This window comes from Tenacibaculum sp. nBUS_03 (genome assembly GCF_051201695.1).
In the GTDB taxonomy this organism is placed as follows: Bacteria; Bacteroidota; Bacteroidia; order Flavobacteriales; family Flavobacteriaceae; genus Polaribacter.
This window is the reverse complement of sequence record NZ_CP179214.1, coordinates 3,021,567-3,048,383: the sequence shown is the minus strand read 5'-3', so window position 1 is coordinate 3,048,383 and position 26,817 is coordinate 3,021,567. Positions and strand designations below refer to the sequence as shown.

The 26,817-nt window shown below is 28.8% G+C and carries 27 protein-coding genes and 1 pseudogene; 4 read left to right on the top strand and 24 right to left on the bottom strand.

All coding sequences use genetic code 11. The features are described from left to right. Nucleotides 1-9: 9 nt before the first annotated feature. From ACMFBB_RS14100 to ACMFBB_RS14085, 4 genes are read right to left on the bottom strand one after another with little or no spacing between them, the layout of a single operon-like run. Nucleotides 10-1,590 (bottom strand): phage tail sheath family protein, encoded by a 1,581-nt coding sequence (locus ACMFBB_RS14100; RefSeq protein ID WP_435261397.1) that lies wholly within the window; start codon nucleotides 1,588-1,590, stop codon nucleotides 10-12. Continuing rightward, nucleotides 1,553-1,906 (bottom strand): hypothetical protein, encoded by a 354-nt coding sequence (locus ACMFBB_RS14095; protein WP_435261396.1) that lies wholly within the window; start codon nucleotides 1,904-1,906, stop codon nucleotides 1,553-1,555. The genes ACMFBB_RS14100 and ACMFBB_RS14095 overlap by 38 nt, the downstream gene beginning before the upstream one ends. 21 nt (nucleotides 1,907-1,927) lie before the next feature. Beyond that, a complete protein-coding gene (locus ACMFBB_RS14090) occupies nucleotides 1,928-3,001 on the bottom strand; it encodes a hypothetical protein (RefSeq protein ID WP_435261395.1) in 1,074 nt (357 codons plus the stop codon). A gap of 5 nt (nucleotides 3,002-3,006) precedes the next feature. Further along, nucleotides 3,007-3,582: a DUF4255 domain-containing protein gene (locus ACMFBB_RS14085; RefSeq protein WP_435261394.1), complete on the bottom strand. Its 576-nt coding sequence runs from the start codon at nucleotides 3,580-3,582 to the stop codon at nucleotides 3,007-3,009. A 753-nt stretch (nucleotides 3,583-4,335) separates the two neighbouring features. On the opposite strand from ACMFBB_RS14085, the gene ACMFBB_RS14080 reads away from it, so the two are divergent. After that, entirely contained in the window at nucleotides 4,336-4,698 is a 363-nt protein-coding gene (locus ACMFBB_RS14080; protein ID WP_435261393.1) for a RidA family protein, read from the top strand. A gap of 182 nt (nucleotides 4,699-4,880) precedes the next feature. Here the strand turns inward: ACMFBB_RS14080 and ACMFBB_RS14075 are convergent, their stop codons facing one another. The 10 genes from ACMFBB_RS14075 to ACMFBB_RS14030 form a co-directional block, all read right to left on the bottom strand. Further along, nucleotides 4,881-6,176, bottom strand: a complete 1,296-nt coding sequence (locus ACMFBB_RS14075) for an HlyD family secretion protein (RefSeq protein WP_435261392.1) — start codon at nucleotides 6,174-6,176, stop codon at nucleotides 4,881-4,883. A gap of 1 nt (nucleotide 6,177) precedes the next feature. Continuing rightward, nucleotides 6,178-8,370, bottom strand: coding sequence for a peptidase domain-containing ABC transporter (locus ACMFBB_RS14070; protein ID WP_435261391.1), 2,193 nt, complete (start codon nucleotides 8,368-8,370; stop codon nucleotides 6,178-6,180). A gap of 3 nt (nucleotides 8,371-8,373) precedes the next feature. Beyond that, nucleotides 8,374-9,651 (bottom strand): amidohydrolase family protein, encoded by a 1,278-nt coding sequence (locus tag ACMFBB_RS14065; RefSeq protein ID WP_435261390.1) that lies wholly within the window; start codon nucleotides 9,649-9,651, stop codon nucleotides 8,374-8,376. A gap of 3 nt (nucleotides 9,652-9,654) precedes the next feature. Continuing rightward, nucleotides 9,655-10,803 (bottom strand): hypothetical protein, encoded by a 1,149-nt coding sequence (locus tag ACMFBB_RS14060; protein WP_435261389.1) that lies wholly within the window; start codon nucleotides 10,801-10,803, stop codon nucleotides 9,655-9,657. A 236-nt stretch (nucleotides 10,804-11,039) separates the two neighbouring features. Continuing rightward, nucleotides 11,040-11,189, bottom strand: coding sequence for a hypothetical protein (locus tag ACMFBB_RS14055; protein WP_435261388.1), 150 nt, complete (start codon nucleotides 11,187-11,189; stop codon nucleotides 11,040-11,042). An 18-nt stretch (nucleotides 11,190-11,207) separates the two neighbouring features. Beyond that, a complete protein-coding gene (locus tag ACMFBB_RS14050) occupies nucleotides 11,208-11,345 on the bottom strand; it encodes a hypothetical protein (protein ID WP_435261387.1) in 138 nt (45 codons plus the stop codon). Nucleotides 11,346-11,377: 32 nt separating this feature from the next. Beyond that, a complete protein-coding gene (locus ACMFBB_RS14045) occupies nucleotides 11,378-11,506 on the bottom strand; it encodes a hypothetical protein (RefSeq protein ID WP_435261386.1) in 129 nt (42 codons plus the stop codon). Between the two features lie 54 nt (nucleotides 11,507-11,560). Further along, nucleotides 11,561-11,746 (bottom strand): hypothetical protein, encoded by a 186-nt coding sequence (locus ACMFBB_RS14040; protein WP_435261385.1) that lies wholly within the window; start codon nucleotides 11,744-11,746, stop codon nucleotides 11,561-11,563. 14 nt (nucleotides 11,747-11,760) lie between these two features. Then, nucleotides 11,761-11,898, bottom strand: a complete 138-nt coding sequence (locus tag ACMFBB_RS14035) for a hypothetical protein (RefSeq protein ID WP_435261384.1) — start codon at nucleotides 11,896-11,898, stop codon at nucleotides 11,761-11,763. A 52-nt stretch (nucleotides 11,899-11,950) separates the two neighbouring features. Then, nucleotides 11,951-12,133 carry a hypothetical protein gene (locus ACMFBB_RS14030; protein WP_435261383.1) on the bottom strand — a complete coding sequence of 61 codons (183 nt, stop codon included), beginning with the start codon at nucleotides 12,131-12,133 and terminating at the stop codon, nucleotides 11,951-11,953. An 868-nt stretch (nucleotides 12,134-13,001) separates the two neighbouring features. Between ACMFBB_RS14030 and ACMFBB_RS14025 the strand changes: the two genes are divergently transcribed. Then, nucleotides 13,002-13,595: a hypothetical protein gene (locus tag ACMFBB_RS14025; protein ID WP_435261382.1), complete on the top strand. Its 594-nt coding sequence runs from the start codon at nucleotides 13,002-13,004 to the stop codon at nucleotides 13,593-13,595. Between the two features lie 2 nt (nucleotides 13,596-13,597). Further along, the gene (locus tag ACMFBB_RS14020; RefSeq protein ID WP_435261381.1) at nucleotides 13,598-14,176 is read left to right on the top strand and encodes a hypothetical protein; all 579 of its coding nucleotides are present in this window, start codon (nucleotides 13,598-13,600) and stop codon (nucleotides 14,174-14,176) included. A 65-nt stretch (nucleotides 14,177-14,241) separates the two neighbouring features. Here ACMFBB_RS14020 and gldA read toward each other — a convergent pair. The 10 genes and pseudogenes from gldA to ACMFBB_RS13970 all read right to left on the bottom strand — a co-directional run bounded on the left by gldA (nucleotide 14,242) and on the right by ACMFBB_RS13970 (nucleotide 25,262). Beyond that, a pseudogene (gene gldA, locus ACMFBB_RS14015) lies at nucleotides 14,242-15,136 on the bottom strand (gliding motility-associated ABC transporter ATP-binding subunit GldA). After that, nucleotides 15,127-15,603, bottom strand: coding sequence for a GNAT family N-acetyltransferase (locus ACMFBB_RS14010; RefSeq protein ID WP_435261380.1), 477 nt, complete (start codon nucleotides 15,601-15,603; stop codon nucleotides 15,127-15,129). Before ACMFBB_RS14010 ends, gldA begins: the two are co-directional and overlap by 10 nt. Beyond that, nucleotides 15,603-16,091, bottom strand: a complete 489-nt coding sequence (locus ACMFBB_RS14005) for a dihydrofolate reductase (protein ID WP_435261379.1) — start codon at nucleotides 16,089-16,091, stop codon at nucleotides 15,603-15,605. The genes ACMFBB_RS14010 and ACMFBB_RS14005 overlap by 1 nt, the downstream gene beginning before the upstream one ends. Before the next feature lie 357 nt (nucleotides 16,092-16,448). Beyond that, nucleotides 16,449-16,631: a hypothetical protein gene (locus ACMFBB_RS14000; RefSeq protein WP_435261378.1), complete on the bottom strand. Its 183-nt coding sequence runs from the start codon at nucleotides 16,629-16,631 to the stop codon at nucleotides 16,449-16,451. A gap of 81 nt (nucleotides 16,632-16,712) precedes the next feature. Continuing rightward, nucleotides 16,713-17,537: a thymidylate synthase gene (locus ACMFBB_RS13995; RefSeq protein ID WP_435261377.1), complete on the bottom strand. Its 825-nt coding sequence runs from the start codon at nucleotides 17,535-17,537 to the stop codon at nucleotides 16,713-16,715. Nucleotides 17,538-17,654: 117 nt separating this feature from the next. Next, nucleotides 17,655-20,879 carry a VIT domain-containing protein gene (locus tag ACMFBB_RS13990; protein WP_435261376.1) on the bottom strand — a complete coding sequence of 1,075 codons (3,225 nt, stop codon included), beginning with the start codon at nucleotides 20,877-20,879 and terminating at the stop codon, nucleotides 17,655-17,657. 105 nt (nucleotides 20,880-20,984) lie between these two features. Further along, nucleotides 20,985-22,733, bottom strand: a complete 1,749-nt coding sequence (locus ACMFBB_RS13985; RefSeq protein ID WP_435261375.1) for a NupC/NupG family nucleoside CNT transporter — start codon at nucleotides 22,731-22,733, stop codon at nucleotides 20,985-20,987. Between the two features lie 21 nt (nucleotides 22,734-22,754). After that, nucleotides 22,755-23,360: a bifunctional nuclease domain-containing protein gene (locus tag ACMFBB_RS13980; RefSeq protein WP_435261374.1), complete on the bottom strand. Its 606-nt coding sequence runs from the start codon at nucleotides 23,358-23,360 to the stop codon at nucleotides 22,755-22,757. 142 nt (nucleotides 23,361-23,502) lie between these two features. Next, nucleotides 23,503-24,456: an electron transfer flavoprotein subunit alpha/FixB family protein gene (locus tag ACMFBB_RS13975; RefSeq protein WP_435261373.1), complete on the bottom strand. Its 954-nt coding sequence runs from the start codon at nucleotides 24,454-24,456 to the stop codon at nucleotides 23,503-23,505. A 65-nt stretch (nucleotides 24,457-24,521) separates the two neighbouring features. After that, complete coding sequence (locus tag ACMFBB_RS13970) at nucleotides 24,522-25,262, bottom strand: electron transfer flavoprotein subunit beta/FixA family protein (RefSeq protein ID WP_435261372.1); 741 nt, start codon at nucleotides 25,260-25,262, stop codon at nucleotides 24,522-24,524. Between the two features lie 500 nt (nucleotides 25,263-25,762). Here ACMFBB_RS13970 and ACMFBB_RS13965 point away from each other — a divergent pair, with 500 nt between their 5' ends. Further along, nucleotides 25,763-26,743 (top strand): pyruvate dehydrogenase complex E1 component subunit beta, encoded by a 981-nt coding sequence (locus ACMFBB_RS13965; RefSeq protein ID WP_435261371.1) that lies wholly within the window; start codon nucleotides 25,763-25,765, stop codon nucleotides 26,741-26,743. The last annotated feature ends 74 nt before the right edge of the window (nucleotides 26,744-26,817 follow it).

Sequence of the window (26,817 nt, the reverse complement as noted above, 5' to 3'; positions counted from 1 at the left end):
GCGAGTTACTTATACTTCTTGCATTTTATGAGAGAATTTTAAAATGATAAATTCTGCAGGACGAACAACAGCCATCCCTATTTCAATAATCATATTACCCTCTAAAATATCTTGGGCTGTCATTGTTTCACCTAAGCCAATATTTACATAAAAAGCTTTTTCTGGTGTAGGACCAGCTAATGCTCCAGCTCTCCATTGAAGTGTTAAAAAATTATCTATCATTGCTTTTACACGAATCCAAGTATTTTTATCATTTGGTTCAAAAACAAATTGTTCTGTAGCTTTTTTAATTGACTCTTCTGCCATATTAAAGAAACGTCTTACTGGAACATATCTCCATTCGTTATCATTTCCTGCAAGAGTCCTTGCTCCCCACACTAAGTTTCCTTTTCCAACAAAAGCTCTAATTGCATTTATAGATTTACCCGCAACTTCATCTACATTTAATCCTTGCTGTTCTTCATGAGAAACTTGAACAGTTGGCTCTACAACATAATTTAAACTTACATTTGCTGGCGCTTTCCATACTCCTCTATTAGAATCAACAGCTGCATAAATTCCAGCAATTGTTGAACTTGGAGGCAATACCAATGGTATACGTCCTATTTCAGCTTTTACCTGATTATACAAACGATCGTTTGTGTTTTTAAGATTTCTAAGAATTGTTGTTGTTGAAGGAAAAACAGCGGCATTAGCATTTAAAGCAGTAATTAATAAACTTAATTCTCCAGGAGTAATAAGTGTTTCTATAGCTGTCTTTAGAGTATCGATTTCTAAAATATTTGCATCAATTTCATTTTTAATTTTAGTAGCCGAGTCATCATCATTTAATCTATCTTTAGCCTTATTAAAATCAAGTACAACATCTTCAAGAGTATTTGTAATCCAAGTATCTAAGGCATTAGATTCTGCAACTACACTAGCATTTTTTCTTGAAATTTCCAAGGCAGCTTCTAAACTAGTTTTAATTGAGTTTACATAGTTTATTACATTATCTATAGATGCCTTTACTATTGGTGTGTATGCTGCAGCTGATATTGCATCAGTAACATTGGCATCTGTATCTGTTTTTAAAGTATTTAAAGCTGTTTTTAAATCATTAAATTTAGCGGTATCAATCTCATCAGAGATAGATTGTACTTGTGCTTCTAAATCTTCTTGAGTAGTAGATTTTTCAACTACTGAAATTTGAGATTCATCATACGCATAATCTAAAATTGTTTTTAAAAATGGATAATACGCAGCTCCATATTTAACTTCATTTTTAATACTAGAAATTTTATTTCTTAAATCTTCTACAGGAGTAGGTGATTCTGTTTCATCATCATGCTCTGAATCAATAATTACAAAACGATCTTTTAATTTTAAACATTGCTTTAAAGCATCATTATACAAGCCATAAAAACTATCAGCATCTCCTATATTTGTTGCATCAGGAAATACAATTAATGTAGCCTCATCTACTTTTTCTATGGCATCTAAACCTGCTTTTAATTTTGGTTGCTCAACTATAGAAACTTTTACATCTTCATCATCTATAATATTTCCATACCTACCTACAGAAACAATATAACATGGTTCGTCCTCCATTAGCAAAGAACATTTGAAGGTTATAATACATAATGAATGGAGATCTATTATTTTTAGTTGGTCCTTCAGCAAAAATTTCTCCGTTAACAACTGATACTTTTATTCCAGTTTCATTTTGGGGCTTCCCAAAATAATTTTCATACTCTAACATAGAAGTAATACGAGTTGGTTTTCCTTTTAAATCTCCTATCGCTTTTTTTGTCGCCTTTTCTGTATATCCAATAAAGGCTGGAATTGCTGTTTCTACTTGAGCTACAGATGGTGGAAACTTTACAATTTCTTCAATGTAGACTCCTGGTGTTTTGTAAGCTGACATAATTATTAATTTTAATTTTTATTATATAAATATTTCTGAATAGTAATCTTGGCTACTTTTATCTAGTGTAACACTGTCTATTGCAGGGTTTGGAAAAAAAATAGTTCCCTGATAATGAGGAGTTACATCAGTTTTACCAATTTCTACGCGCCCATTTTTTGTTAAGGGGTGTTTAGTATTTGTAATCATTTTTAAATTGTCTGACAACTGATTATATCTCCAAAATGTTTTTCTATTTTCGATATATATCTGAAAATTTGGAGTCTGTTTTAATACACATTTTTTATGAACGTCAAAATTGTTTGTTTCAGAGTTTTTTACAAGTACATTTTCAGTTAATCTAGTAGTATTGTCTCCTGAAATCCTTAACTTTAAAACACCAATAATCCCTTTGTTTTTATACTTCTGAACACTTGAATTTAAACTATCAAGGACTTCTTGTTCTTGAGTATTTAATGAAGTATTATTCTGTATTTTTGTTTCAATTGTATTAATTTTAGTAGCGTCAAAATCAGCAATAGTAACTTTTTTAGGAGTATTGCTAATAAATTCATTCTCTTTTTCCATTTCATATACTAACCTTCTTGACTCTTCTTCAGAAATTAAAAACGAGTTCCATTTTTTAATAGCTGTATTTGCTTCAAAAATGTTAATCGCTGATGATGATATATTTGATAAATGATAGAATTGTTTTTTAGTTTTATCTATTATTTCAGTATAGTTGTCAAAATATCTATCAGTTACTTTTACAAAAAAAGTTAGTGTTAAATCGTCTGGTAAATTAATAAGTGGGCTATACCTTTCAATTTCATTAGCCCCTTCCATAGCTACTTCTTTTATTGAAGTCGTAAGAATTCTCATTCCTTTTGAATGCTTTCTTACCATTAATCTATAATCCTTTATCGTCTCTAGAGTAATTCTATTAGGAATTATTTCAATACAAGTATTACTATCGTACTTTTTTTCTATGTCTTCTTTTTCTTTAGTATTTAACTTTTTATTAGGATCTGAATGAATCGAATGATATTTTTTTTCACCTATATCTAGAAAATAAGCATGTAATAAATTAATATTAAAAAGTGTTTGATATAGCATTGTAACTAATTATTAATTATTGCATTTTTACTCATTTCAGTTACTACTGATTCCTCACGTTTAATTACATCTCTTTCTATTTCTAATAATGTTACTTTATAAAGCACTGATGGATTTTGTTTTCCTCCTAAGGTTCCCCATATAAAATTTAACTCTTCAAAAGTTGGAGTATACAATTCAGTGATAAACTTGAAGCTTTTTATATTTTCAACTCCATCAACATTTTCATAATTACTGTTAGCTTGAGTAAATACTTTTTTTCCTTGAAAAAAGGCTATAACATTAGTAAGGCTTTTTAAGGACTCAGTATAGGTAGATTTATTAATACTGAATAACACAAAAAGATTTAAGTAAATTTTTGGGTTTTTATATGAAACCGTAGTTCCATTTACATAATTATTTCGTAAATTTTTTAATGCAAACTCTTCTTGTGTATTTATTAAAGTAAGAGAAATATCTGGGAAATTACCTGTAGAATTTCCTTCAGAATTTGCATCAGCTATATTGGCTAACGCTACTTCATTAGAATCTAAATACTCATTTAGCTCTTCTGCTATGATTTGTAGTATTTCGTAAATCATCAGTAGTTACTAGTTTAATTGGTATCCAAAACTACCTATAACTACATGAAAAATTCACAATGAAAATCTCCTTTTAAAAAGTGTATTTTCTTTAATTATTTTCGGGAATAACCAGCATTAAAAAAAGGAAAAACACCCTAGTTTTTATCAATGAAACAATCTAATTTTTGCTTCAAAACACAACTCTCAGTAAACATGACATTTAGCTTATTCTATTAAGTATTTAATTTTTTTTGGATGATTTTTTTAATCGTTCTTAAGTCATACTTTCTAAGTTTTATTTTCTGTATTTGAAATGAAATAAAGAAACAATTTTTATAAGCAGAATTAAAAATAAAAGAGATTTATATGTTTAACTTTTATAGAGAACTCTATTAATTAGTCATGAATCTTTTGATAGTACTTCTGTAACAAGATGTATCTAGTAATTAAATTTTAATACTTAATTGTTATAATCTATCAACTCAAAATTACTATCTAATTATATCTAGTACTCCCCCTTCAAAATTTATAATTTTTAACTAAAAACACTAAAAGTTTGTTAATGTTTCCAAAAAAAACAAATTACCATAACAAAAAAATTAACTTTAAACATTAATTATCAATATATTATGAAAAACAAAAAATACATCTATAGCCTTATCTGTTTAATTTCTATTGTTGCATGCAATTTTAATGAAAATAAGAACTCTAAAATAAATCCTAAATCAATAAGTACTTCTTCCTCAAAAGACACATTACAAAAAACTACTTATGTACTTCCTGGTTCGAACGTACAGCTTAGCAACAATAGCTCCTAAAAACGCTCAAATGATATATGTTTCAGGTATAAATGCATATGGAAAAAATGGTCATTTACCATTAGAGGAGCAATTACAAACTATTTTTAAAAAATTAAATAAAATATTAAAAGAAGCTGGCTCTAAACCAGAGTGCATCACAATGATAAAACAATATACTACTCGAATGGATAATGAGTTTTTTGAAATATTTCTTAGAGAACGCGATAAATTTTTAAAAGGAGCTAAACCTTCTAGTGCATTAATACCAATGGCTAAACCTAATAAGAATAGCATTGATATTGAAATTGAATTAGTTTGTTATAAGTGTGACTAATGTATTATTCATGAAAATTTGCAATGGTAATCTCCTTTAAAAAATTCTTTTTCTTGATTTTTTATGGTCAATTTTTGCATAACTCATTCACCATACTTTCTAAGTTTTTGTTTTGTGGATTTATTCCAAGAACTTTAAATCCATTATCTTGAGTTAAATCAAATATTACTGGACGCATGTCTTTAACTCTTATTAAAAATTATTTTAAATTTATAAAAAATTCTTTCAATTAATCTTAAGTTTTCTGTTATGACCTCTGCAACACCATGCATTTCTTGATTAAATTCTATTTGTTTATTGTACGTTGTCAATAAGCCTTTAGGTAATGAAACATCTAATAAATACATATTTTTCTCATTTGGAATTAATGATATTTTATTTAAATTACCTTTTAGAACACCAAACTCATAATCGGGATAACTACTTAATTTTATATTAACTGACTGTCCTATTTTTAATTTTCTTGAATTTATTACTGGTATTTGAATCTTACATACATACTCCTCATAATCCGCGGGAATAATAGTTAATAAAAAATCATTAACTTTTACTGTTTGATTCTTACTCCAAATATCCATAAAAGAAACCGTTCCATCTATTTTAGCTTTGACTAGGTACTTATACTCCCATTCTTTAATTGCTCTTTTTAATTGATCAAAGGATTGTAATACGGATTTTAATAGATTTATTTCTTTTCTAACATTTGCTACTTCTGATTGTTTTTTATCATTGCTTCTATTACTAATTCTTTCTTCAATTTGAGATATTGTAATATTTACATCATTAAAACTTCTTTTTGCCTTTAAAAATTCTAACTTTTCATACTCATAATTTTGTTCAGAAATAACTCCTTTTTTATATAATTTTTTAATTCTTTCAATGTTTTTTTTCTTAAAAACAAGTTCCTCTTCATTGATATTTCTTTGATTCTTAGCAGCAACTAATCTCTTTTTCAATTGCATAATAGTATAATTATCATTGCTATTCTCGTAGAGGAATGCATTTGATTCTTTATTTAATACATATAGTATATAATTATTCTCAAAATTAGAAAAAGCTGTTTCTATTTCTCCTAAAAAAAGCATTGGTAATTTTTCAATTGGAAATTGAAATTTTTCAGAAGAAAGAGTTAGAGTATCAATAATCCCTCTTAAATATTTAATATCATTATAATTTGCTGTATTTTCAATAAGAGCTATATGTGTACCTGACTTTACTGCTTGGTTATTTTTAATAAACAACTGCTCTAATTTACCACTAACTTTAGCATATTCTTTTTGTGGGGGAATAGTTGTTGTTAAAACAGCTTGTCCTTCAATTACATCAGGATATCTTATAATGTAAACTAAAAAAATCACTAAAGCGAAAAAGAAGAATAGGATTGTATTTCCCCATCTAAATATTGCTTTTGGTGGAGAGGTTAATACATCTTTTACTTGTTCGCTATAAACATTTAATTCTTGATCAAAATTTTCCATCTTAATTTCCTAATTCAAGTTGATTTTTTACCAACTCATAGTACTTTCCTTTTTTTATAGTTAGTTCTTGATGATTGCCTTCTTCCACTATTTCTCCATCTTCTAAAACAATAATATTATCTGCATTTTTTACTGTACTTAATCTATGTGCTACAATTACTGAAGTTCTGTTTTTTATAAACTCATTTAAGTTCTCCATAATTACCTTTTCATTGTTAGCATCTAAAGCACTTGTTGCTTCATCAAAAAAAATAAAAAAAGGGTTTTTATATACAGCTCTAGCAATCATTATTCTTTGTTCTTGCCCTCCGCTTAACCTTATACCAGAAGTACCTAATTCAGTATTATATTTATTTGGTAATTTTTCTATAAACCCTGCTATATTAGAAATATAAGATGCTTTTTCTAATCTTTTTCTATTAATGATTTCATTTTGTTCTGATTCTGATATATTCCCTGCAATACTATCATTAAAAATAAAAGTATCTTGTAAAACCGCACCACAATTCATTCGCCAGAAGTCATTATTAATTAATGATAAATTTGTACTATTTATATCTATTTCTCCTCTAGTTGGTTCATAGAATTTTAATAATAGTTTTAACAATGTAGTTTTACCACTTCCACTAGCGCCAACAATAGCAGTAGTTTTACCTTCAGGTAATATACAGTTTATCCCTTTTAAAACAAACGGTTTTGACTTGCCCCCATACCTAAACCATAAATCTTTTATAACAACATCTTTATTTTCGGGTAATTCTTTTACTTTATTTTCAGATAAATTATCTTCATCTTTTTTGTTATGAACTTGTAATAATCTTTCTAAACTTATTTTAGCATCTTGCCAAACCTGAATAAAGCTTACGAAATTACTCAAGGGTAAATTTAATTGACCTACTATATATTGGATAGACAACATCATACCTAATGTTATATTACCATTTACAACAGCTGTAGCTGAAAGAAATGTAATTAAAATATTTTTTAACTCATTAATGAATCCTGACCCTATAGATTGATATTGTGCTAACTGTAAAGAGCTCAATGAGGTTTTGAATAAACTTATTTGTATTTGTTCCCATTTCCATCTATTTTTCCTGTGAGAATTATTTATTTTAATTTCTTTAACTCCATTAATAATTTGCACTAATGAAGTTTGGCTTTGAGACATTTCATCAAATCGCTTAAAATCTAATTCGGCTCTTTTTTTCAAAAAGAAAAATGTCCAACCAATATATAAAAACGCTCCAGTTATAAATACTATAAAAATTTTTAAGTTATAGAAACACAATACAGCACTAAAAACTAAAAAAAGAACAAGAGAATATACCATATTAAAAGTAGAAGAAGAAACAAAATTTTGAATTCTATTATGGTCTTGAACTCTTTGTAAATGCTCTCCAGTATTTCTTGTCTCAAAATATGGAATTGGTAACTTAAGCATTTTATATAAAAAATCGGAAATCAATTTAATATTAAACCTACTTGTAATATGTAGTAATAACCACTCCCTAAATATTCTAACTAATGTTTGAGACACAAACAATACTAACTGAGCTAATAAAATAATATAAATAAAAGATATATCTTGCGTATTTACTCCTATATCAACTACAGATTGAATTAAAAACGGAAGTATAAACTGTATCGCAGTACCAACAGTTAACCCTATAAAAAGTTGATATATTAATTTTTTATACGGCCTAATGTATGGCAGTAAGAAAGAAAAACCTTCGCTTTTACTATTATTTTCTTCCAATGCATAAAATTTCGCATTAGGCTCTAACAATAATACAAATCCATTGTTATCGGGTGCATTTGTCCATGCTTTATGAAATTCATCATGAGTATATTCTAATAAGCCTTGCGCAGGATCTGCAAGAAATACTTTTGTTTTAGATGTTTTATAAACTACCACAAAATGTTTTTGCCTCCATGGAATAATAAAAGGCGTTGGCGCCTCATTAATTAAACTATCAAGTGAAAGCCTCATCCCTAAGGTTCTTAATTCAATTACCTCAGCAGCGTCAGCTATTCCAGCCATAGTAACACCCTCTCTAGTTATACTCGATTTTTCTCTTAAAAATTCCCTTGAGAAATTCTTACCGTGAAATTTAGCCACCATTCTTAAACAAGTAGGCCCACAATCTCTATAATCTAATTGCCTGTAAAAAGGAAACTTCTTCTTTATCATATGTTAATTGAAACTTATTGACTTAGATAATGCTTCAATGTCTTTTTTAGCTAAAAACTGATTATTTAAAAAAATAGATTCTATCTTTTCCAATGCTGCAAAATCTATTAATGGATTTTTATTTAACACCAAAAATTCTGCTTCTTTATTTAATTCTAAAGTACCTCTATTTTGTTGTAAAAACTCAGCATAGTTTTTAGTTGCCATTTCTAAAATGGCATAGTTCGTTAAACCTGCTTTTTTTAACAACTTCATTTCTCCTATCATCCCAAAACCTGGAACCATATATTTCGAAGAACTATCAGGGCTCAAAAGCATTTTTACACCAACATCATATAACTTTTTAATTACAATGTACTTTTTATTCAATTTATCTAGCTCTTCTCTTACTTCCTTTTCATATTCTTTTTTTCCTATTTTCGTTCTGTACGCTTTTGTTTTTACAATCCAATTATCTATAGTCTCTTTTGCTATAAAATTCATTCCTGGCATGTTCCGAAGCTCTTTATAATTATATCTACCAGAACCAATATCATACCAGCTTAATGTTGGGCAAATAAAAATGTTTTTTTCTTTAATTTTACTCAATCTTTCTTTGAACGCTTCACCATCTGTAACTAATCCCCCAAGATGTTCAAAAGATTTATACTTTGAGTTAAATATGTATTTATCATTAATATTTGATGGGAAATGACCTCCGATACTTATATTCTCTTTCTTACATAAACTATCAAGTTGCTTAAATATCTTTTCGTTTTTAATACTAAGAATTTTTATAAAATCAAATTTTCTAGCTGCTTCCATAAAAGAAACTAATTCATTTTTAGTAAACTCATACCTTCTTGAAATTGGTGGAGCTGATAAAAATAATTTAGGATAAATAGAACCTTTTGTATTGTATTTATCTCTATATTTTAAATGTTCCCACTTCCCTCTCATTGAACGTAAATTAGTTACCCCGTTTATTAAGTTCAAAATTAGATATTTCTTAAACTCTTTTTCTTCTTTAGGTAAATGAACGTGAGCATCTGAAAGTGTTGGCATAACAAACTTCCCCCCTAAGTCTATAATCTTTTTCACTTTAAGGCTAGGTAGTTTTCCCACAAGAATTTCTTTTATTTTACCATCCTTAATTAATAAAGAACTATTCTTTATCAATTTATCTTCTTTCATCGTTATAAGCGATGCATTTTTGAACAAAAAATCACCATCAAAATTATTTTGAGCATAAATTGTTGATTTAAACAACAACATTAAAACAATAATTATTCTTACATTCATTCTTTATTTTTTTAATTGAAAACTAAACAATCCTTTATTTTCTTTCTCCATAAAATCTTCAAAAGAATTCAGTATACAAAAATCACTGTACCTAAAATCAACTTCTCGATTACTAAGATCAAACTCTTTTTGTAAAAAATTATATTTTTTCAAAATAGTAGCGCACTCATTATCTAGCTTTTTATAAAACTTAAGCCCCTTATCGGTATATATATCCTCCAAATTTAAAAGCTCTAAACCAGTTCTAAACCTTGAAAACTGATCTGTTAAACGCCCAAGAAGTTCATGTTTCTCTCTGCCTGAAAAAATTTTTTTCATTAATAATCTGTCAAAGTATTTTACTCTTTGGGAAACAGTGAATAACCCATGAAAAGCCCCATATATAGTTCTATAATCCCATTCTTGAAGTGTAAAATTTTTCATTACTAAATTATCAACATCAATCTTAAAAAAATCTTTTCGATTATGAACTACATAATATAAATAATTATGAGAACCTTGATGAATTAATTCTTCTATAAAGTAAATTATATTTTTATTTCCTAAAACATAAAAATATAACATACCTAGTGTTTCAATAGATGTAAAATTTAATATTTTAGGATTATCATGCAGGTATATTTTCTTATTAGCAAAAATTAATTCTTGATAAAACTCAGGTAGGTATTCTTTTATAATTTCAATAGCTTCAAATAATTCTTTGTAATGATCTTTCCAAACAGATTTATGTTTAGGGTTGTCATTCTCAACATGACCTCTTGAAAATTCGATAAAGTATTTTTCTTGAATAGGATGAACCTCTTTAATAATTTCAAAATCACCTTGTTTTAAAATCGCACTATCAATATTTTTACTTCCTTTTTTAAAATATCCTTTTTCTGGTATGTAAGCTATACCTTTTTTATTAAATATATTTTGTGAAAGTTTTACTGTTTCGTTAGAAATAAAATAACCCTGTAAAATCTGTTCTAAAATCTCTTTTGAAAAAGAATTATCTTTTTTACTATTAAAATAAGAAAACAATAAAGGCTCTAAAAAAGTAGCATCATTATCGAAATCTAATTTTTCAAACAAAGTTCTGATTTCTTTAAACACTAATAATTTTAGTGTCTCTACAATTTTTATTTTATTTTTTTTCACTATATTTTTCATCACTTTCAAGTAAAAATTACAATTAAAGAAAAGGTTGCCTTTGGCAACCTTTTTAAAAAAATTAACCTTATACTTCTATACTATTTATTTAGGATTATTAGTTAAAAAATTAAAATAAATATCGAATAATTTTTAGAGTACGTTATCTAATCATGGCATACATTTTATGTAAATCATGAAAATAGATTTTAAAAACTATGCTTTCTAAAGGTTCTAAACTTAATTTTTATCTTTTTTTAAGTCACAATTATTGTTCTTGGTTTATCAGGTTTTGAATTATCATCATGACAAGCATTCTCTGTACCTCCAGAAATAGAATTTAACAACTCACTTGACACTACTAATTCTGCTCTAGCTTCTAAAGCTTCTAAACTTAATTTTTTCATCGTTTTTTCCGGTATTAGTTATTCTTCAATTATTTGCCTTGGTTTCTTATCATCATGGCAAGCATTCTCTGTACCTCCAGAAATAGAATTTAACAACTCACTTGATACTACTAATTCTGCTCTAGCTTCTAAAGCTTCTAAACTTAATTTTTTCATCGTTTTTTATTTAATTTTATCTTTTAAAAAAATCAATCCATTATTAACCTAACTTTATCGTGGCAAGCATTCTCTGTACCTCCAGAAATGGTATTTAATAACTCATTTGATACTACCAATTCTGCTCTAGCTTCTAAAGCTTCTAAACTTAATTTTTTCATCGTTTTTTATTTAATTTTATGATACTTCTTTTAATTTTTCCTAACCAATTATATTTAACTATGTATAATGATAAGAGGACCACCGTTACCATTAGGCCCTTTAGGTTTTGGTGGATCTGGTATTGATTTCTTATCATCATGGCAAGCATTCTCTGTTCCTCCAGAAATGGTATTTAATAACTCATTTGATACTACCAATTCTGCTCTAGCTTCTAAAGCTTCTAAACTTAATTTTTTCATCGTTTTTTCCGGTATTAATTATTAATTATTGGCCTTGGTTTCTTATCATCATGGCAAGCATTCTCTGTACCTCCAGAAATAGAATTTAACAACTCACTTGACACTACTAATTCTACTCTAGCTTCTAAAGCTTCTAAACTTAATTTTTTCATCGTTTTATTTAATTTTATGATACTTCTTTTAATTTTTCCTAACCAATTATATTTAACTGTCTATAAGAACATTAGGACGTCCGTTTCCATCCGGCCCTTTAGGTTTTGGCTTATCAGATTTTGAATTATCATCATGGCAAGCATTCTCTGTACCTCCAGTAATAGAATTTAACAACTCACTTGATACTACTAATTCTGCTCTAGCTTCTAAAGCTTCTAAACTTAATTTTTTCATATTATTACGTTTTTTATTTCCCTACTCTTTTTTGGTTTTTCGGATAACACCATATTATAGCACAATAACTTTTGTTTCTGATTCTAGTCTAAGGAATAGCAAGTTTTGTCAAATAGCAAGTTTTGTCAAATAGCAAGTTTTGTCAAATAGCAAGTTTTGTCAAATAGCAAGTTTTGTCAAATAGCAATTAATCTCCTTCATCTGCAATGTATGAAAATATAAACTAAAAACATCCATTTTTATTTTTTTTAACAAAAAAACTTACCACCTTGATTCACCATACTTTCTAAGTTTTTGTTTTATGGATTTATTCCGATATCTAAAAATAAAGAATAGGAAAGATACTTCAATTAGCTTATTTTAAATTAAGATTATATTTAATAGAATTGTTTTAAACCATTGGTAAATCTATTTTATAATATTTATGTAACGATAAGAATCAGGAATGCTTCGCTAATACCCAAAAACCATTACAATACTCTACAAAACACCAATAGAAATAACCAACTAATCATCAAAAAATTACAATTATTATAAATAATTACCCTTTATTATTAATGTTTAACTTCACAAAAAACAGCATTAACTATCAGTCTTTCTATGATAGCCCAAGTAAGTGATACCCCTTAATGGGTTTTCATGCATATCCCTGATTAAAAAACCTATTTAATTTGACTTTCTTTGCCCACGATATTTTTCTAACAGAAAATATCTTTTTTTTTATAATTTGAAGTTTAAGTTCAAAAAAGTGGGCCACAAAGAGAATCTAAAACGTAAAAATTAAAATAATAGTTGCTATGTTTTTTTGTTAAGAAAACATAGTTCACACTATAAATGAATTTAAAATCAACCTTTAATACAAAAATTTATGAACCATTTTTTCAAAATAATTACTTTAACAGTATTGCTATCTTCATGTTCTTCAAACAGTTCAGAAGAGGAGATTGCTTTAAGTCAAACAATAAAAGTTGAAACAGAAATAAAACAACAAAAAAACAGGTTAACCAGAAATACTATACATATTATAAAAGGTAACTATGAACTTGTTCATAGCACAAGCGGGATACATGAAAAACAAACAATTAAAGTACGATTTCGTACAAGAGGCCCTATAATAGAATCAATTAACAATCCATATTGTTTTGACTTTAATGTTTCTTTGCGAAAAATAGATTCTAACCCAACTCTTATTGGATCAATGTATAGGGGAGAAATAGGTTTTTATTCTTTGCTTTTACTACAACATTTAGATCAAACAACTTATGCCCCTATAGAGTGCTCAGAAGCTGATGATATTTTAGAAGATTTTGCCCCATATTTCTGGAACCCACAAACGATTCTCGAAAATACGGAAGATTCTTCTTTAATTACAAAATTTACATACAACATAGAAAGTAAACAATTAACGCTTCTATCAAATGATGGTGAAACGACAAAGTTTGTTTTTAACAAAATACAATAATCATGAAAACTTTTTTTAAAATTATAACTTTTTCTTTATCATTATTAGCTATTTCTTGCGCATCAAATGATGATGAAAACTTCAATATTAACACTGAAAAGAGAGGTACTAAATTAGGTAAATTTTCAGAGAAAAGTGCCAGAAGACTCATCGCTGGAAATTATAAAATGGTTGAGAGTACAAGCGGGGTTCATTTGGAACAAAATATTAAATTACGGTTCAGAGTGAGTGGAGACTTTATAGAATCAATTGGTGACCCATACTGTTACGTATTTAAGGCTGGGTTTAGAAAAATAGATTTAGATCCTGAGGTTCATAAACAAGTTTACAGTGGTGAAATAGGATTTTATAATATGATTGTTTCAAAAACAGGAGACCCAAACAGCTTTGGTTGTAAGGAGTATTATGATTTATTTGATAATTTTATACCCTATTTTTATAACTTTTATGCTGTAGTTTATGGTAGAGATGACCCTAAACTCATAACAAGATATTCTTATAATATGGAAACTGGAGTATTAACGATTTCTTCTGAAGATGAAGAAACAACAAAATTTGTTTTTAAGAAAATAAGATACTAAACAACTAACTAAAACTAACAGCTATTATCTTTTCAAGATGATGGGTGTTAGTTTTAGTTAGTTCATTAATTTGTTAATTCTCTAAACAAACTTTCTAAGTTTTTATTTTCTGTATTTAGTCCAAGAATTTTAAGTCCATTATCTTGGGCGAAATCAAATATTGTTGGACGCATATCTTCTTCTGATTCGAAAGTTAAAATCCAGTTATTTTCTGAGGTGTTTTTAAAAGATATGATATTTGGTAAGCGCTTTATAAACTGTTCTTCTAACTTATAATCAAATGTTACTTTAATAATTTGCTCCTTACTTGATTTTAGTTCTTTTAAAGTTTTGTCTATAACTACTTCTCCTTTATTAATTAGTAGTACCCTATCACAAACGGCTTCAACTTCTTGCATAATATGTGTTGATAACAGTACTGTTTTGTTTTTTCCTAACTCTTTTATTAATTGTCGAATTTCAACTAATTGATTGGGGTCTAAACCTGTTGTTGGTTCGTCTAATATCAATACTTCAGGATCATGTAAAATTGCTGCAGCCAAACCAACACGTTGTCTATAGCCTTTTGATAATTGATTAATTTTTTTATGTGCTTCATCAGTCAAACCCACTGTCTTTATAACCTCTACTATTTTAGTAGAATCTATTTTATAAATTGAGGCTTGAAACTGCAAATATTCCCGAACATACATATCCAAATACAACGGATTATGTTCTGGTAAATATCCTATTCTTTTTTGTGCTTCTATTGTTTTTTCAACAACATCAATATTATCAACTAAAACATTTCCTTCTGTTGGTTTTATGTATCCAGCTACTATTTTCATAGTTGTTGATTTCCCAGCTCCGTTACGGACCTAAAAAACCAACTATTTCACCTTTATCTACTGAAAAAGACATGGCTTTTACAGCTTTTTGTGCTCCGTATGTTTTAGTTATTGAGGTAAGTTTTAATGACATTTATCTTCAGATTTCCATTGAATTCTTATTGCATTCATCTTATTTGATTCTAGTTTCTCATTAAAAAAAAGTGTGAATCCTAACTTTTTATAAAATTTAATAGGAGATTTGTATTCTTCTTTATTTTGCTTAAGATAGTTACTTTCAATAACCACCCAGCCATTCAATTCTTTATTTCTACTCTTAGCCCTTTGAATTAGTTTTCTTCCTTCTCCAAAACCTTGTAATTTAGCATCAATTATCATGGCAAACCACAATTCATTTTTTCTAATAAAGTCGCAATACCAACCTAAAACTTCATTATTTTTTATTATAAGGGTATGTTTTTTATTTTTTAGCTGAGATAGATACTCCTCAAAATGTTCTTTATTTTTATGTTGAATTACATGAGGGTACTCACTATTCCACAATATTCTTATTGCTTCTTTCTCAGATTCACTTAATACATCAGTTTCTTTATAAATCATTACTTCTTTACATAAGAAACGAAACTATAATCATATTTATTTTTTTCATCAGCTATAAAATCTTCTCTTGATACTTCTTTCCATACTGAAGAATCTATTTTTGGAAAATAAACATCCGCTTCAAAATTTTCATGAACTAAGGTAATATCTAATTTATCGACTAAATTACTTTCTAAGGCTTGCTTATATATTTGAGCTCCACCTATTATAAAAACTTCAGAGTTATTTTTACTTAATTCAATGGCTTCTTCAATACTATTAACTATTAAACAGCCCTCTTTAGTATAAGCTTTATTTCTTGTTATAATAATAGTTGTTCTATTTGGTAAAGGTTTACCTATGCTTTCAAAAGTATTGCGTCCCATAATAATATGATGACCACTGGTTACTTTTTTAAATCGTTTTAGGTCGGCAGGTAAATGCCATATTAAATCGTTCCCTTTTCCTAACTCATTATTTTTACCTATTGCAGCAATAATTGTAATCATTTTTGAAACTATTTATTTTTCATCGTGGTATAAATAGAAAATATAATTTTCTATTATCTCAGCAAATGTATATAATTCTATTTTTTATTTTGGAACAATAATTTTAGTATCCATTTTATTTTAAGCTAATTTATTAACATACAAAGTATTTGATGATGAATTACTTTCTGAAATCCCATAAAATAATCAATAACTAATGCTTGACTATATAGATTATATTTTACTGAGTTCTTACTTAGAAAACGCTATGAATTATTTACCATAAAGCTACTTTCTCTCTATTTTCTAGAAAATAGCTGAAATTAATAAAGGAAAAGAATTAAGTAGATTTTCTATGTTTTCATTCAATAGATATAACTACATATTCTTTACCCATTCTTTTATATAGCTTGTAAAATCTTCCTTATTCGTTATTTTATCTTCTCTACTATTTTCAATATTTAGGATAATAGTTTGAATAGCTTTTAATACATTTTCATCATTAATTTCAGCTATTTTATCGTAAATATTTTCTTTTATAGTATCTATTTCATTTGTCATGTTCTATAATTTAGGGTTTGTACTAAAATAATAACTAAGAACTAATTTTCAATTATTAAAAAGATAAAAGAACGTTAAAAATTAAATAGCTACCACTCCTTTTATGTGTGGGTGTGATTCATAACCAACTAATTCAAAGTCTTCAAATGTGAAGTCTTCGATATTTTTAATAGTTGGATTTATCTTCATTTTTGGAAGTTCTTTTGGTTCTCTAGATAATTGTAACTCCAATTGTTCCAGATGATTATTATAAATATGAGCATCTCCAAAAGTATGAATAAACTCCCCTGCTTCATATCCACATACTTGTGCTACCATCATGGTAAATAAAGCATATGAAGCTATATTGAATGGAACACCTAAAAATATATCAGCGCTTCTTTGATACAACTGACACGATAATTTCCCATCTGCTACATAAAACTGAAAAAAGGCATGACAAGGAGGTAATGCTGCTTTACCATTTGCTACATTATCTCCGAAAGATTTTGATGTATCTGGTAACACAGATGGATTCCAAGCAGAAACTAACATTCTTCTACTGTTAGGATTCTTTTTTAACGTTTCAATTACTTCTATTAACTGATCAACTTCATCACTATTCCAATTTCGCCATTGGTGGCCATATACAGGACCTAAATCACCATTCTCATCTGCCCACTCATTCCAAATACGAACACCGTTTTCTTGTAAATATTTAATATTTGTATCTCCTTTAATAAACCATAAAAGCTCATAAACAATAGATTTCAAATGCAACTTCTTGGTTGTTACCATTGGAAAACCTTTACTTAAATCAAAACGCATCTGATATCCAAAAACACTTTTGGTTCCTGTTCCTGTTCTATCTCCTTTCTCATTACCGTTTTCTAAAACGTGCTTTACTAAATCTAAATACTGCTTCATAATTCTATATTCTCTTCCCTGTAGGAAAATATTTCATTTTGTAAAAATAAAAAAGCTTCCATATATTATACCGAAGCTTTTCATAATAATATTAATAAGTTATTAACTAAAAACCTATTAAATTTTAATTTTAGCAATCATTTCTTCTTTGTCTTTTTTCGTTAATCTAACTACTGTTACTTTCTTACGTTCATTCTTCATTCCTTGATTTTCATAAATGGTAATTTTCATAAAAGTGGGAGTTTCAATTTTTTGCTTGCGATCTCCAAAATATTTAATCTTCACATAGTAAAATCCTTTTTTAGCTTTTGTCAGTGTAAAACATTCTGAACCGAAACCTTGAGTCATATCTCTTGATATTCTCCCTCCTTGTTGCGTTTTAGTGTGACTATAGTAACACTCTTCTAAATTAGGGTCTATTACATGCAAATCAATATCTGTATCATTATGATTCCAATCAACTACAGCTCTAAAATCTATAGGTGGTGTATCCTCAAAAAAATCTTTCGAAACTTTTGATATATCTATATCGTCCTTATATTTTTTATATAAAACATTCAACTCTTGTTTTGCTATATCTTGCATCCCTTTAAAAACTCTTCGGTGCTTATTTTGTTCATATATTTTATTATTTACAATACTTAACAAAATATCAAAAGCTTCTTGACACAAACCAATATTTTGATATGCTAAAGCAACATCTCTGTATGACTGTGCATCTTCTGGTCTTAACTCTAAAATAGCTTTATAAATAAATAATGCCAAAATATTTTCATCTCTTTCTTCTAATTTATAAGCATATGCTTTTAACAACTCATAATTATCTGCATCTAATTCAGCCACATTTGATAAAATTCTACTTGCATAAATTTTAGCATTAAATCTCCTATGAAAATAATCAGAAACATCTATATAATAATGTGGTACTTCTTGATAACTTTCTCTTTGCTTTAAATAAAACAAATACGCTGCTTCTTTATCTTTAAAAAAATCTAACGCATTTAAATATGGTGTATTTACCTTTCGTTTTTCTACCTGTAAGCTTCCTTTATATTTTTTATAGTTAGTAGTATTAGATCTTCTATTTCTACTATTATTCGCGAGTTCTATAGTATTCGCTTTAACTGTTACTGACTCTGGCTTTTGCAAATTTATTCTTTCAGTATTATTTGATTTACTCATTACAACAGGTAATACGTAAGGAACATTTACCGTTCTTCCCCTTTGCTTTGCAGGAATAAACCTAGGTAACAATTTTAAAACTCTAATAACTTCATTTGCTAAAATTAAAAATTGACTTCTAACTTGAATATTAATAATTTCACCTCTTTTATCTATAGTAAATTTCGCCATAATTCTAGTATTAGATTGTATATCTAAACCTTGAGTTAAACTTGTATTCAAGTTGATTTTTATATGCTCATCTAACTTATCTTCAAAACATTTCTTTTGATCTTCACTTGTTAAGTTTTGTTCACACCCTAAATAAACTGGAAGTTTTTCTACTATTGAAAAAGGAACATCTTCAACCGTTATTTCCTCCTCTTCTACTTCTATAATTTCACCTAACTCTATAGTCTCTGCCTCATCAGTTTCGGTATCTTCCATAATCATTTCCTCAACTTCTTTCGCATCTTCAACTATTTCAATTCTTTCTGGTAGCGAAGACGAGTTACCAACATTACTTCTATTTCTAGCTCTTTTAGTAGGTTTATTTTTAATCAAGTTATACGCATCCAATAATTCTTTAGGAGGAGTTATATTATAAGTAACATAATCTTGAACATCTTCCAACACTATTAAAGAAGTGAACTCAGTTACTAGACTATGCTCAACTGCTGTATTAATTATACTTTTTTTATTTTCTTCTTTCTTTACTAATAACTCATTTATTTTATTTTTAGCCCAGATTCTTCTTATAATCCCTTTATCATCTATCACATTCTGTTTTAGCACTACAGAAACTTCTTCTGTAACTTCATCATCATACCCGAAAAATAAAGTTAACTTTTCTCCTTCTCGGTAATTTTTACCAGCTAATGAAAAATCAAACAAACCTTTTGAAGATTCTGATATATAAATCTCTATATTTTTAGTAAATGAATTATACCCTAAATATTCAAATTGTATATTGGTTAAAATTGACACCCCTTCCTTTAAACTTGTTCTATTTAAGTTAATATAGCCACCGTTTGATTTTTTTGCAGTATGATACAACTTTTTATGCGCCGCTTTTGTAGAAGAATTTATAATAAAAACTGGAGTTTTCTTATCTAAATCAGATTTACTTAATGTTGTTATTCCATCAGAAAAAAGCATAATCACATCCGAATTGTGCTTCTCCTTTTTTATTGATGTATACGATGTTCCGCCATCATATACCGTGCTCATTATCCTTGCTTTTAAACCAGACCAATTTCCATTCCTTATTTTAAACTTTTCTTTAATTTTAATACGATTGCTAAAAGACAGAAAATCAACTTCAACATTTTTCAATGTTTTAAAGTATTTATTCAATAAAGCTATCTCTTTGGAAAGATTTCTAGATTTCATAGACAACGAAGCATCCCAATATATCGTGATTCTTTTCGGTTTTTTACGTTTTATTTCTTTTGGTTTAAACGTTTTATAGAAATAAAAATAATTAGAAGAAGCTACTAATTTTTTTTCGCTTACAGCCATTGGTATTTTTAACAAAATACTTTTGTTAGGTATGTATTTTTCTTTTTTTAATGTTGCTTTAAAAATATTTTCCCAGCTAGAAAAAGACATTGTTTTATCACCATTAATTAATAGCGGTTTAAATTTTTGTTGCCTAGTTTCTATAGAAACATTAAAAAAATCTAACTCCTTTTTAAAACTTAGTGGTAAATTATAATAATGACCATTATCTTTATAAACAAGCTCTTGCTCATAAGCGATTACAACCCGTTTGTAACCTTTAGCAGGAATAGGATACACTCTTACATTATAAGAATTTCCTTTCCCTTTTTCCAATAATGCTGGATCAACTCCTTTTCTTACAACTCCTTCAAATGCAATCCTTCCTAACTCTTTTTCTACCACAACGGCTTCTCTAAGTTTCCCTTGAATTTCTAGTGCTAATCTAGACACCTCTTGATTTTCACCTAAAGGAAACTTTAGCTCTCCTTCTAAAACATTTGAACTTGGGTTGTAAAACAACATATCATAAGTAGTAGTTGCTATATTACCTGTAATTATTACTTTAATATCTAAGGAAGATAAAGCCAATTGTTCTTTTCCAACATTCAAAATAGGTGTTTTTTGACCAATCACTAGATTAGCAAATAAGAATACAATTATAAATAATAGTTTTTTCATAATAGTTTTTTTGTTTAGAATAGAGGCAAAATCCATACCAAATTTCATGTAAAAAAAATCACCAACTGTACAGTTGGTGATTTTTTAATTTTTTAGTTATTGGATTTAACCTATAATCATTCCTGCAATAGTTGCAGACATTAAAGATGCAATAGTACCACCAATTAAAGCTTTCATTCCAAATTCAGATAATGTTTTACGTTGTCCAGGAGCTAAAGATCCTATTCCCCCTATTTGTATTCCAATAGATGCAAAATTAGCAAATCCACATAACATATATGTTGCCATTATAACTGACTTATTAAATGTTAAATGAGTTGCGTTTGCTGCATTTTTTAGTTCAGCTAGTTGAATATACCCAACAAACTCACTTGCTGCTAATTTTATACCTAACAATTGTCCCATCAAGGCCATATCTTCTCTAGCAACTCCTATTAGCCACATTAATGGTGCAAAAAGATACCCTAAAATAAATTCTAATGATAATGACTTGTATGGAGTAGAGTTTGATATTACTTCGTTTAAAGAAGTGAATTTCCAATTAAAATATTCAATTCCGTCAAAACCACCAACTCCACCTAACAGTCCATTTATCATAGCTATAAACGCAACAAAAACTAACAACATTGCACCTACATTCATTGCTAATTGTAACCCTTCAGTTGTTCCATTTGCTATAGCATCTAATATATTTGAACCTATTTTTTCTTGTGACACTTTAACATCTGTATTTACTTCTTCCGTTTGCGGATATAATATTTTAGAAATTATAATCGCTCCTGGCGCAGCCATAACAGACGCTGCCAATAAATGTTTAGCATATAATAATTTTAACACTTCATCATCACCACCCAAAAAACCTATGTATGCTGCTAAAACTGCTCCAGCTACAGTAGCCATTCCTCCTATCATCACTAAAAGCATCTCAGATTTATTCATTTTTTCTAAATATGCTTTAACCAATAAAGGAGCTTCTGTTTGCCCTAAAAAAATATTTCCAGCTACAGATAAACTCTCTGCCCCAGAAATTTTTAAAACTTTACTTAACGACCAAGCTAATATTTTTACTATTTTTTGGATTACACCTAAATAGAATAACAAAGAAGTTAATGCAGAAAAAAAGATAATTGTTGGTAAAATTTGAAAAGCAAAAATAAACCCAAAGGTATCCATATCAGAAATCAATCCTTTAAATAAAAACTCACTTCCTGCCTGCGTGAAATCTAATATTTTCACGAAGCCCTTACCTATGAAATCAAAAATAGCCTGAACAAACGCAACTTTTAAAACTCCAATTGCGATTATTAATTGAAAAGCCAAACCTAAACCAACAGTTTTCCAATCAATTGCTTTTCTGTTTGAACTAAATAAAAAAGCAATCACCAATAATGAAATCATCCCTAAAATACCTCTCCATAGGCTTTGCATTGTAAAGCCCTGGCTAGCAACTATTCCAGAATCCACTTCTTTTACTTCAGTTTTATTAGTTACAACAGGTGTTACATTTTCAATTGAAGAAAAGCTGTAGAGGATATTATTCTCAGATAATATTAATGTTTTATCAGTTAATTCAGCGATATTATAATACCTAACAGTATCTTTTGGTTGTTTATAATTAAAAATTAACAGATTATTTTGATGTATATAGCTTCCCGATGATTTTAAATCATCTTTAGCTTCTAAGGAATAACAAAACTCCCCTTTAGCTAATTCGAAAACATCATTTTGATTTATAGAAACAACTTCTTTCCCTTCAGTAGTAGTTATAGATGAAAAATTCCACTTCTTCTCAATACTTTGTCCAAACATTACTATTGAAACGCAAAGCATCAAAAGCGTAAATAACTTCTTCATTTTTTGTAGTTTTAAATATTTTTAAGATCGTTTACTAATTTCATCTCGAATTTTAGCTGCCATTTCATAATCTTCATTTGAAACAGCATCATTTAATTCATCATGCAATTCTGTCAAAGACATTTGACTATAGGTATCTTCCTCAACCTCTTCCTCAAATGTTAACTCAAATTCATCTTCATCCAACACTTCTTCCTCAGAAAACTCTTCATCTAACTTCAAATAGATACCAGCTTTATCTAAAATATTTTCATAGGTATAAATAGGAGCCTGAAAGCGAACCGCTAATGCAATTGCATCAGATGTCCTTGTATCGATAACCTCTTCAACCCCGTCTCTTTCAGAAAGTAAACTTGAAAAGAAAACACCATCAACTAGCTTATGAATTATTACTTGCTTTATATTTATAGAAAAACGATCAGCAAATGTTTTAAATAAATCATGAGTTAGAGGCCTTGGTGGCCTAATTTCTTTCTCTAAAGCTATTGCTATAGACTGAGCCTCAAAAGCTCCAATTATAATAGGTAACGTTCTTGTTCCTTCAATTTCACTCAACACCAAAGCGTAAGCTCCGCTCTGTGTTTGACTATATGAAATTCCTTTAATGGTTAGTTTTATTAAACTCATGTATCATCATCATAAAAAAGAAAAAGGCTGTCTAACTTAGGCTTATTTTTAAGTTTTAGACAGCCTTTTTTAATGAGAGCACAATTTACTAAAAATTATGAGTTCTTTTCTATTTTCTTTCAAAGAAAAATTAACTCGACAATTATGCTTGTTTAAATACTTTTAATTTTTCAATTAATTGAGGAATAATTTCAAAAGCATCTCCTACAATACCATAGTCAGCAGCCTTAAAAAATGGAGCCTCAGGATCATTATTAACAACTACTTTTACCTTTGATGCATTTACTCCTGCTAAGTGCTGAATAGCACCAGATATACCTATAGCGATATATAAATTTGATGCAACTGGCTTACCAGTTTGACCAACATGTTCGCTATGTGGCCTCCAACCTAAATCAGAAACTGGTTTAGAACAAGCAGTTGCAGCTCCAAGAACTTCAGCTAACTCTTCTACCAATCCCCAATTTTCAGGACCTTTTAAACCTCTACCTCCTGACACAACAACATCTGCGTCAGCGATTGTTACTTTACCTGATGCTTTATTTATAGCTTCAGATTTCACTCCTAATTCAGGTAAAGTCGCCTCAAATGCTTCAACAGAACCAGAGACTTGATTCTCATGTGCACCATAAGAATTCTTTGCAACACCTATTATTTTTCTTTCAGTAGAAATTTCAGTATTATTGAATCCTTTATTAGAAAAAGCTTTACGTTTAACTACAAAAGGAGCAGTACTACTTGGTAACGCCACTACATTTGAAGCATAACCTGCCTCTAAAGAAACCGCTAGCAAAGGGGCTAAGGTTAAACCATCAACACTTGAATCTATAATAACAGCAACAGCTTCTTTTGCTTCAGCCACTTGTTTTATAATTGACGCATATGTTTTGGCATTAAATGTTGCTAAGTCATTTTTTACTTCTACAACATTTTCGGCTCCGTAAGCGTTTAACTCAGAAGCGTCACCACCGTTTATTGTTAATGTTACCAAACTAGTTCCTAACTGTTCAGCAACTTTTTTTCCGTATGAAACAACTTCGAAAGCTGTTTTTTTGAATTTTCCTTCCGTTGAATCGGCAAAAACTAATACAGACATATTTTTTATATTTTTTAGGTTGCTAAGGGATTTTTAAATCTCTAGCAAAATTTTATATTTTATTTTTAAATTGCTTTTGCTTCGTTATGTAATAAATTGATTAAATCATCAACATTATCTACTAACTTAACTGCACCTTTTGCTACTGGCTTTTCGAAACTCTTTGTTGCTGACGATGCAATAGCTCCATTTCCTTCAACTACCTTTAATGGTTTTTTACGTGCCATCATGATACCTCTCATATTTGGTATACGTAAATCTTTTTCCTCTACGATACCTTTTTGTCCTGCAACGACCATAGGTAAAACAGATGAAACTTTTTCTTCTCCTCCATCAATTTCTCTATCTAAGGTTACATTAGTTCCTTCTACTTCCATTCCAACACAACCATTAACAAAATTGAAATCAACCAAAGAAGCTAACATCCCTGGAACCATTTGACCGTTATAATCAGCAGACTCTTTTCCTGCTAACACTAAATCATATCCACCTTCTTTTACAACCTCAGCTAACTCTTTTGCCACCATTAAACCATCTGTTGGCTCAACATTAACTCTTATAGCCTCATCAGCTCCTATAGCCAACGCCTTTCTCAAAGTAGGCTCAGTTGAAGCACCTCCTACGTTAACAACAGTTACAGAAGCACCTTGTTTTTCTTTAAACCACATAGCTCTAGTTAAACTAAACTCATCATATGGATTTATAACAAACTGTACTCCAGAAGTATCAAATTTCGTGTCGTTTTCTGTAAAATTAATTTTTGAAGTGGTATCAGGTACATGACTGATACATACTAATATTTTCATATATTGCTGTTTTAAAGAAACTTATTTTTTGAACCACGAAGTTACACATTTTTTTTAAAAATACTATGCACGCATAATAAATTATTTTTTTCCTTTTTATTATTGTACTTCAAAATCGCACTAAAAACTTCACTTCTTAAATATGAAAGGAGGAATAAATAAAATACTCCAATTAACTAGGGGTTTAACTAATTTTAGGAAAGTTACAAAATTACTTATGGGAACAAGTCTTTTAAAAAAACTATTAAATTCAAGCAAAGAAAACGAATTAAACATTGTTATGAAATAAAAGGAAATAAACTTTTTGCAACTTGTCATCCCCTTCTTTTTTTTAAAATTTAAGCACCTCCAATAACTTTAAATTACAAGTGCATATAGAAACAGGTATTAATAACAGTATACCTTCACAAGATATTTAGATTTTAAGAAAATTCTAACCTTTACTTTACAGCTATTTTTACTACTTTTGCACTCTTGATAAACAACTACTTATAAAACGTATGAAAACAGTACAATTTAGAGAGGCCGTTTGCGAAGCAATGAGTGAGGAAATGCGAAGAGATGAAAGCATTTACTTAATAGGTGAAGAAGTTGCTGAGTATAACGGTGCATATAAAGCTAGTAAAGGAATGCTAGACGAATTCGGTGCTAAACGTGTAATTGATGCTCCTATTGCTGAATTAGGTTTTGGTGGAATTGCTGTTGGTTCAGCAATGAACGGAAATCGTCCTATTGTTGAATATATGACTTTCAATTTCTCTTTAGTAGGGATTGATCAAATTATAAATAACGCGGCAAAAATTAGACAAATGAGTGGAGGTCAATTTAATTGCCCTATTGTATTTAGAGGCCCAACAGCATCAGCTGGTCAACTAGCTGCAACGCACTCTCAAGCTTTTGAAAGCTGGTTTGCCAATTGCCCAGGGTTAAAAGTTATTGTACCTTCAAATCCATACGATGCTAAGGGCTTGCTTAAAGCTGCCATTCGTGATGATGATCCAGTTATTTTCATGGAGTCTGAGCAAATGTACGGTGATAAAATGGATATCCCTGAAGGTGAATATATAATACCAATAGGTGTTGCTGACATTAAAAGAGAAGGTACTGATGTTACTGTTGTTTCTTTCGGTAAAATAATTAAAGAAGCCTATAAAGCTGCTGAAGAACTTGCTAAAGATGGAATTTCTATAGAAATTATTGATTTACGAACTGTTCGTCCGATGGATCATAACGCAATTTTAGAGTCTGTAAAAAAAACTAATCGACTTGTAATTTTAGAAGAAGCTTGGCCATTTGGAAGCGTTTCTTCAGAAATAACTTTCAGAGTTCAAGATGAAGCTTTTGATCACCTTGATGCACCTATAAAAAGAATTACTACTGCTGATACTCCTGCACCATACTCGCCAGTTTTATTAGAAAAATGGCTACCAAACGCAAATGATGTTGTTACTGCCGTTAAAGAAGTATTATACATCAAATAAAGAAATTGAAATTGAAAAAATAACCCAAAATCCTTTTGATTTATTATATCAAAAGGATTTTGCAGTAAAAGAAA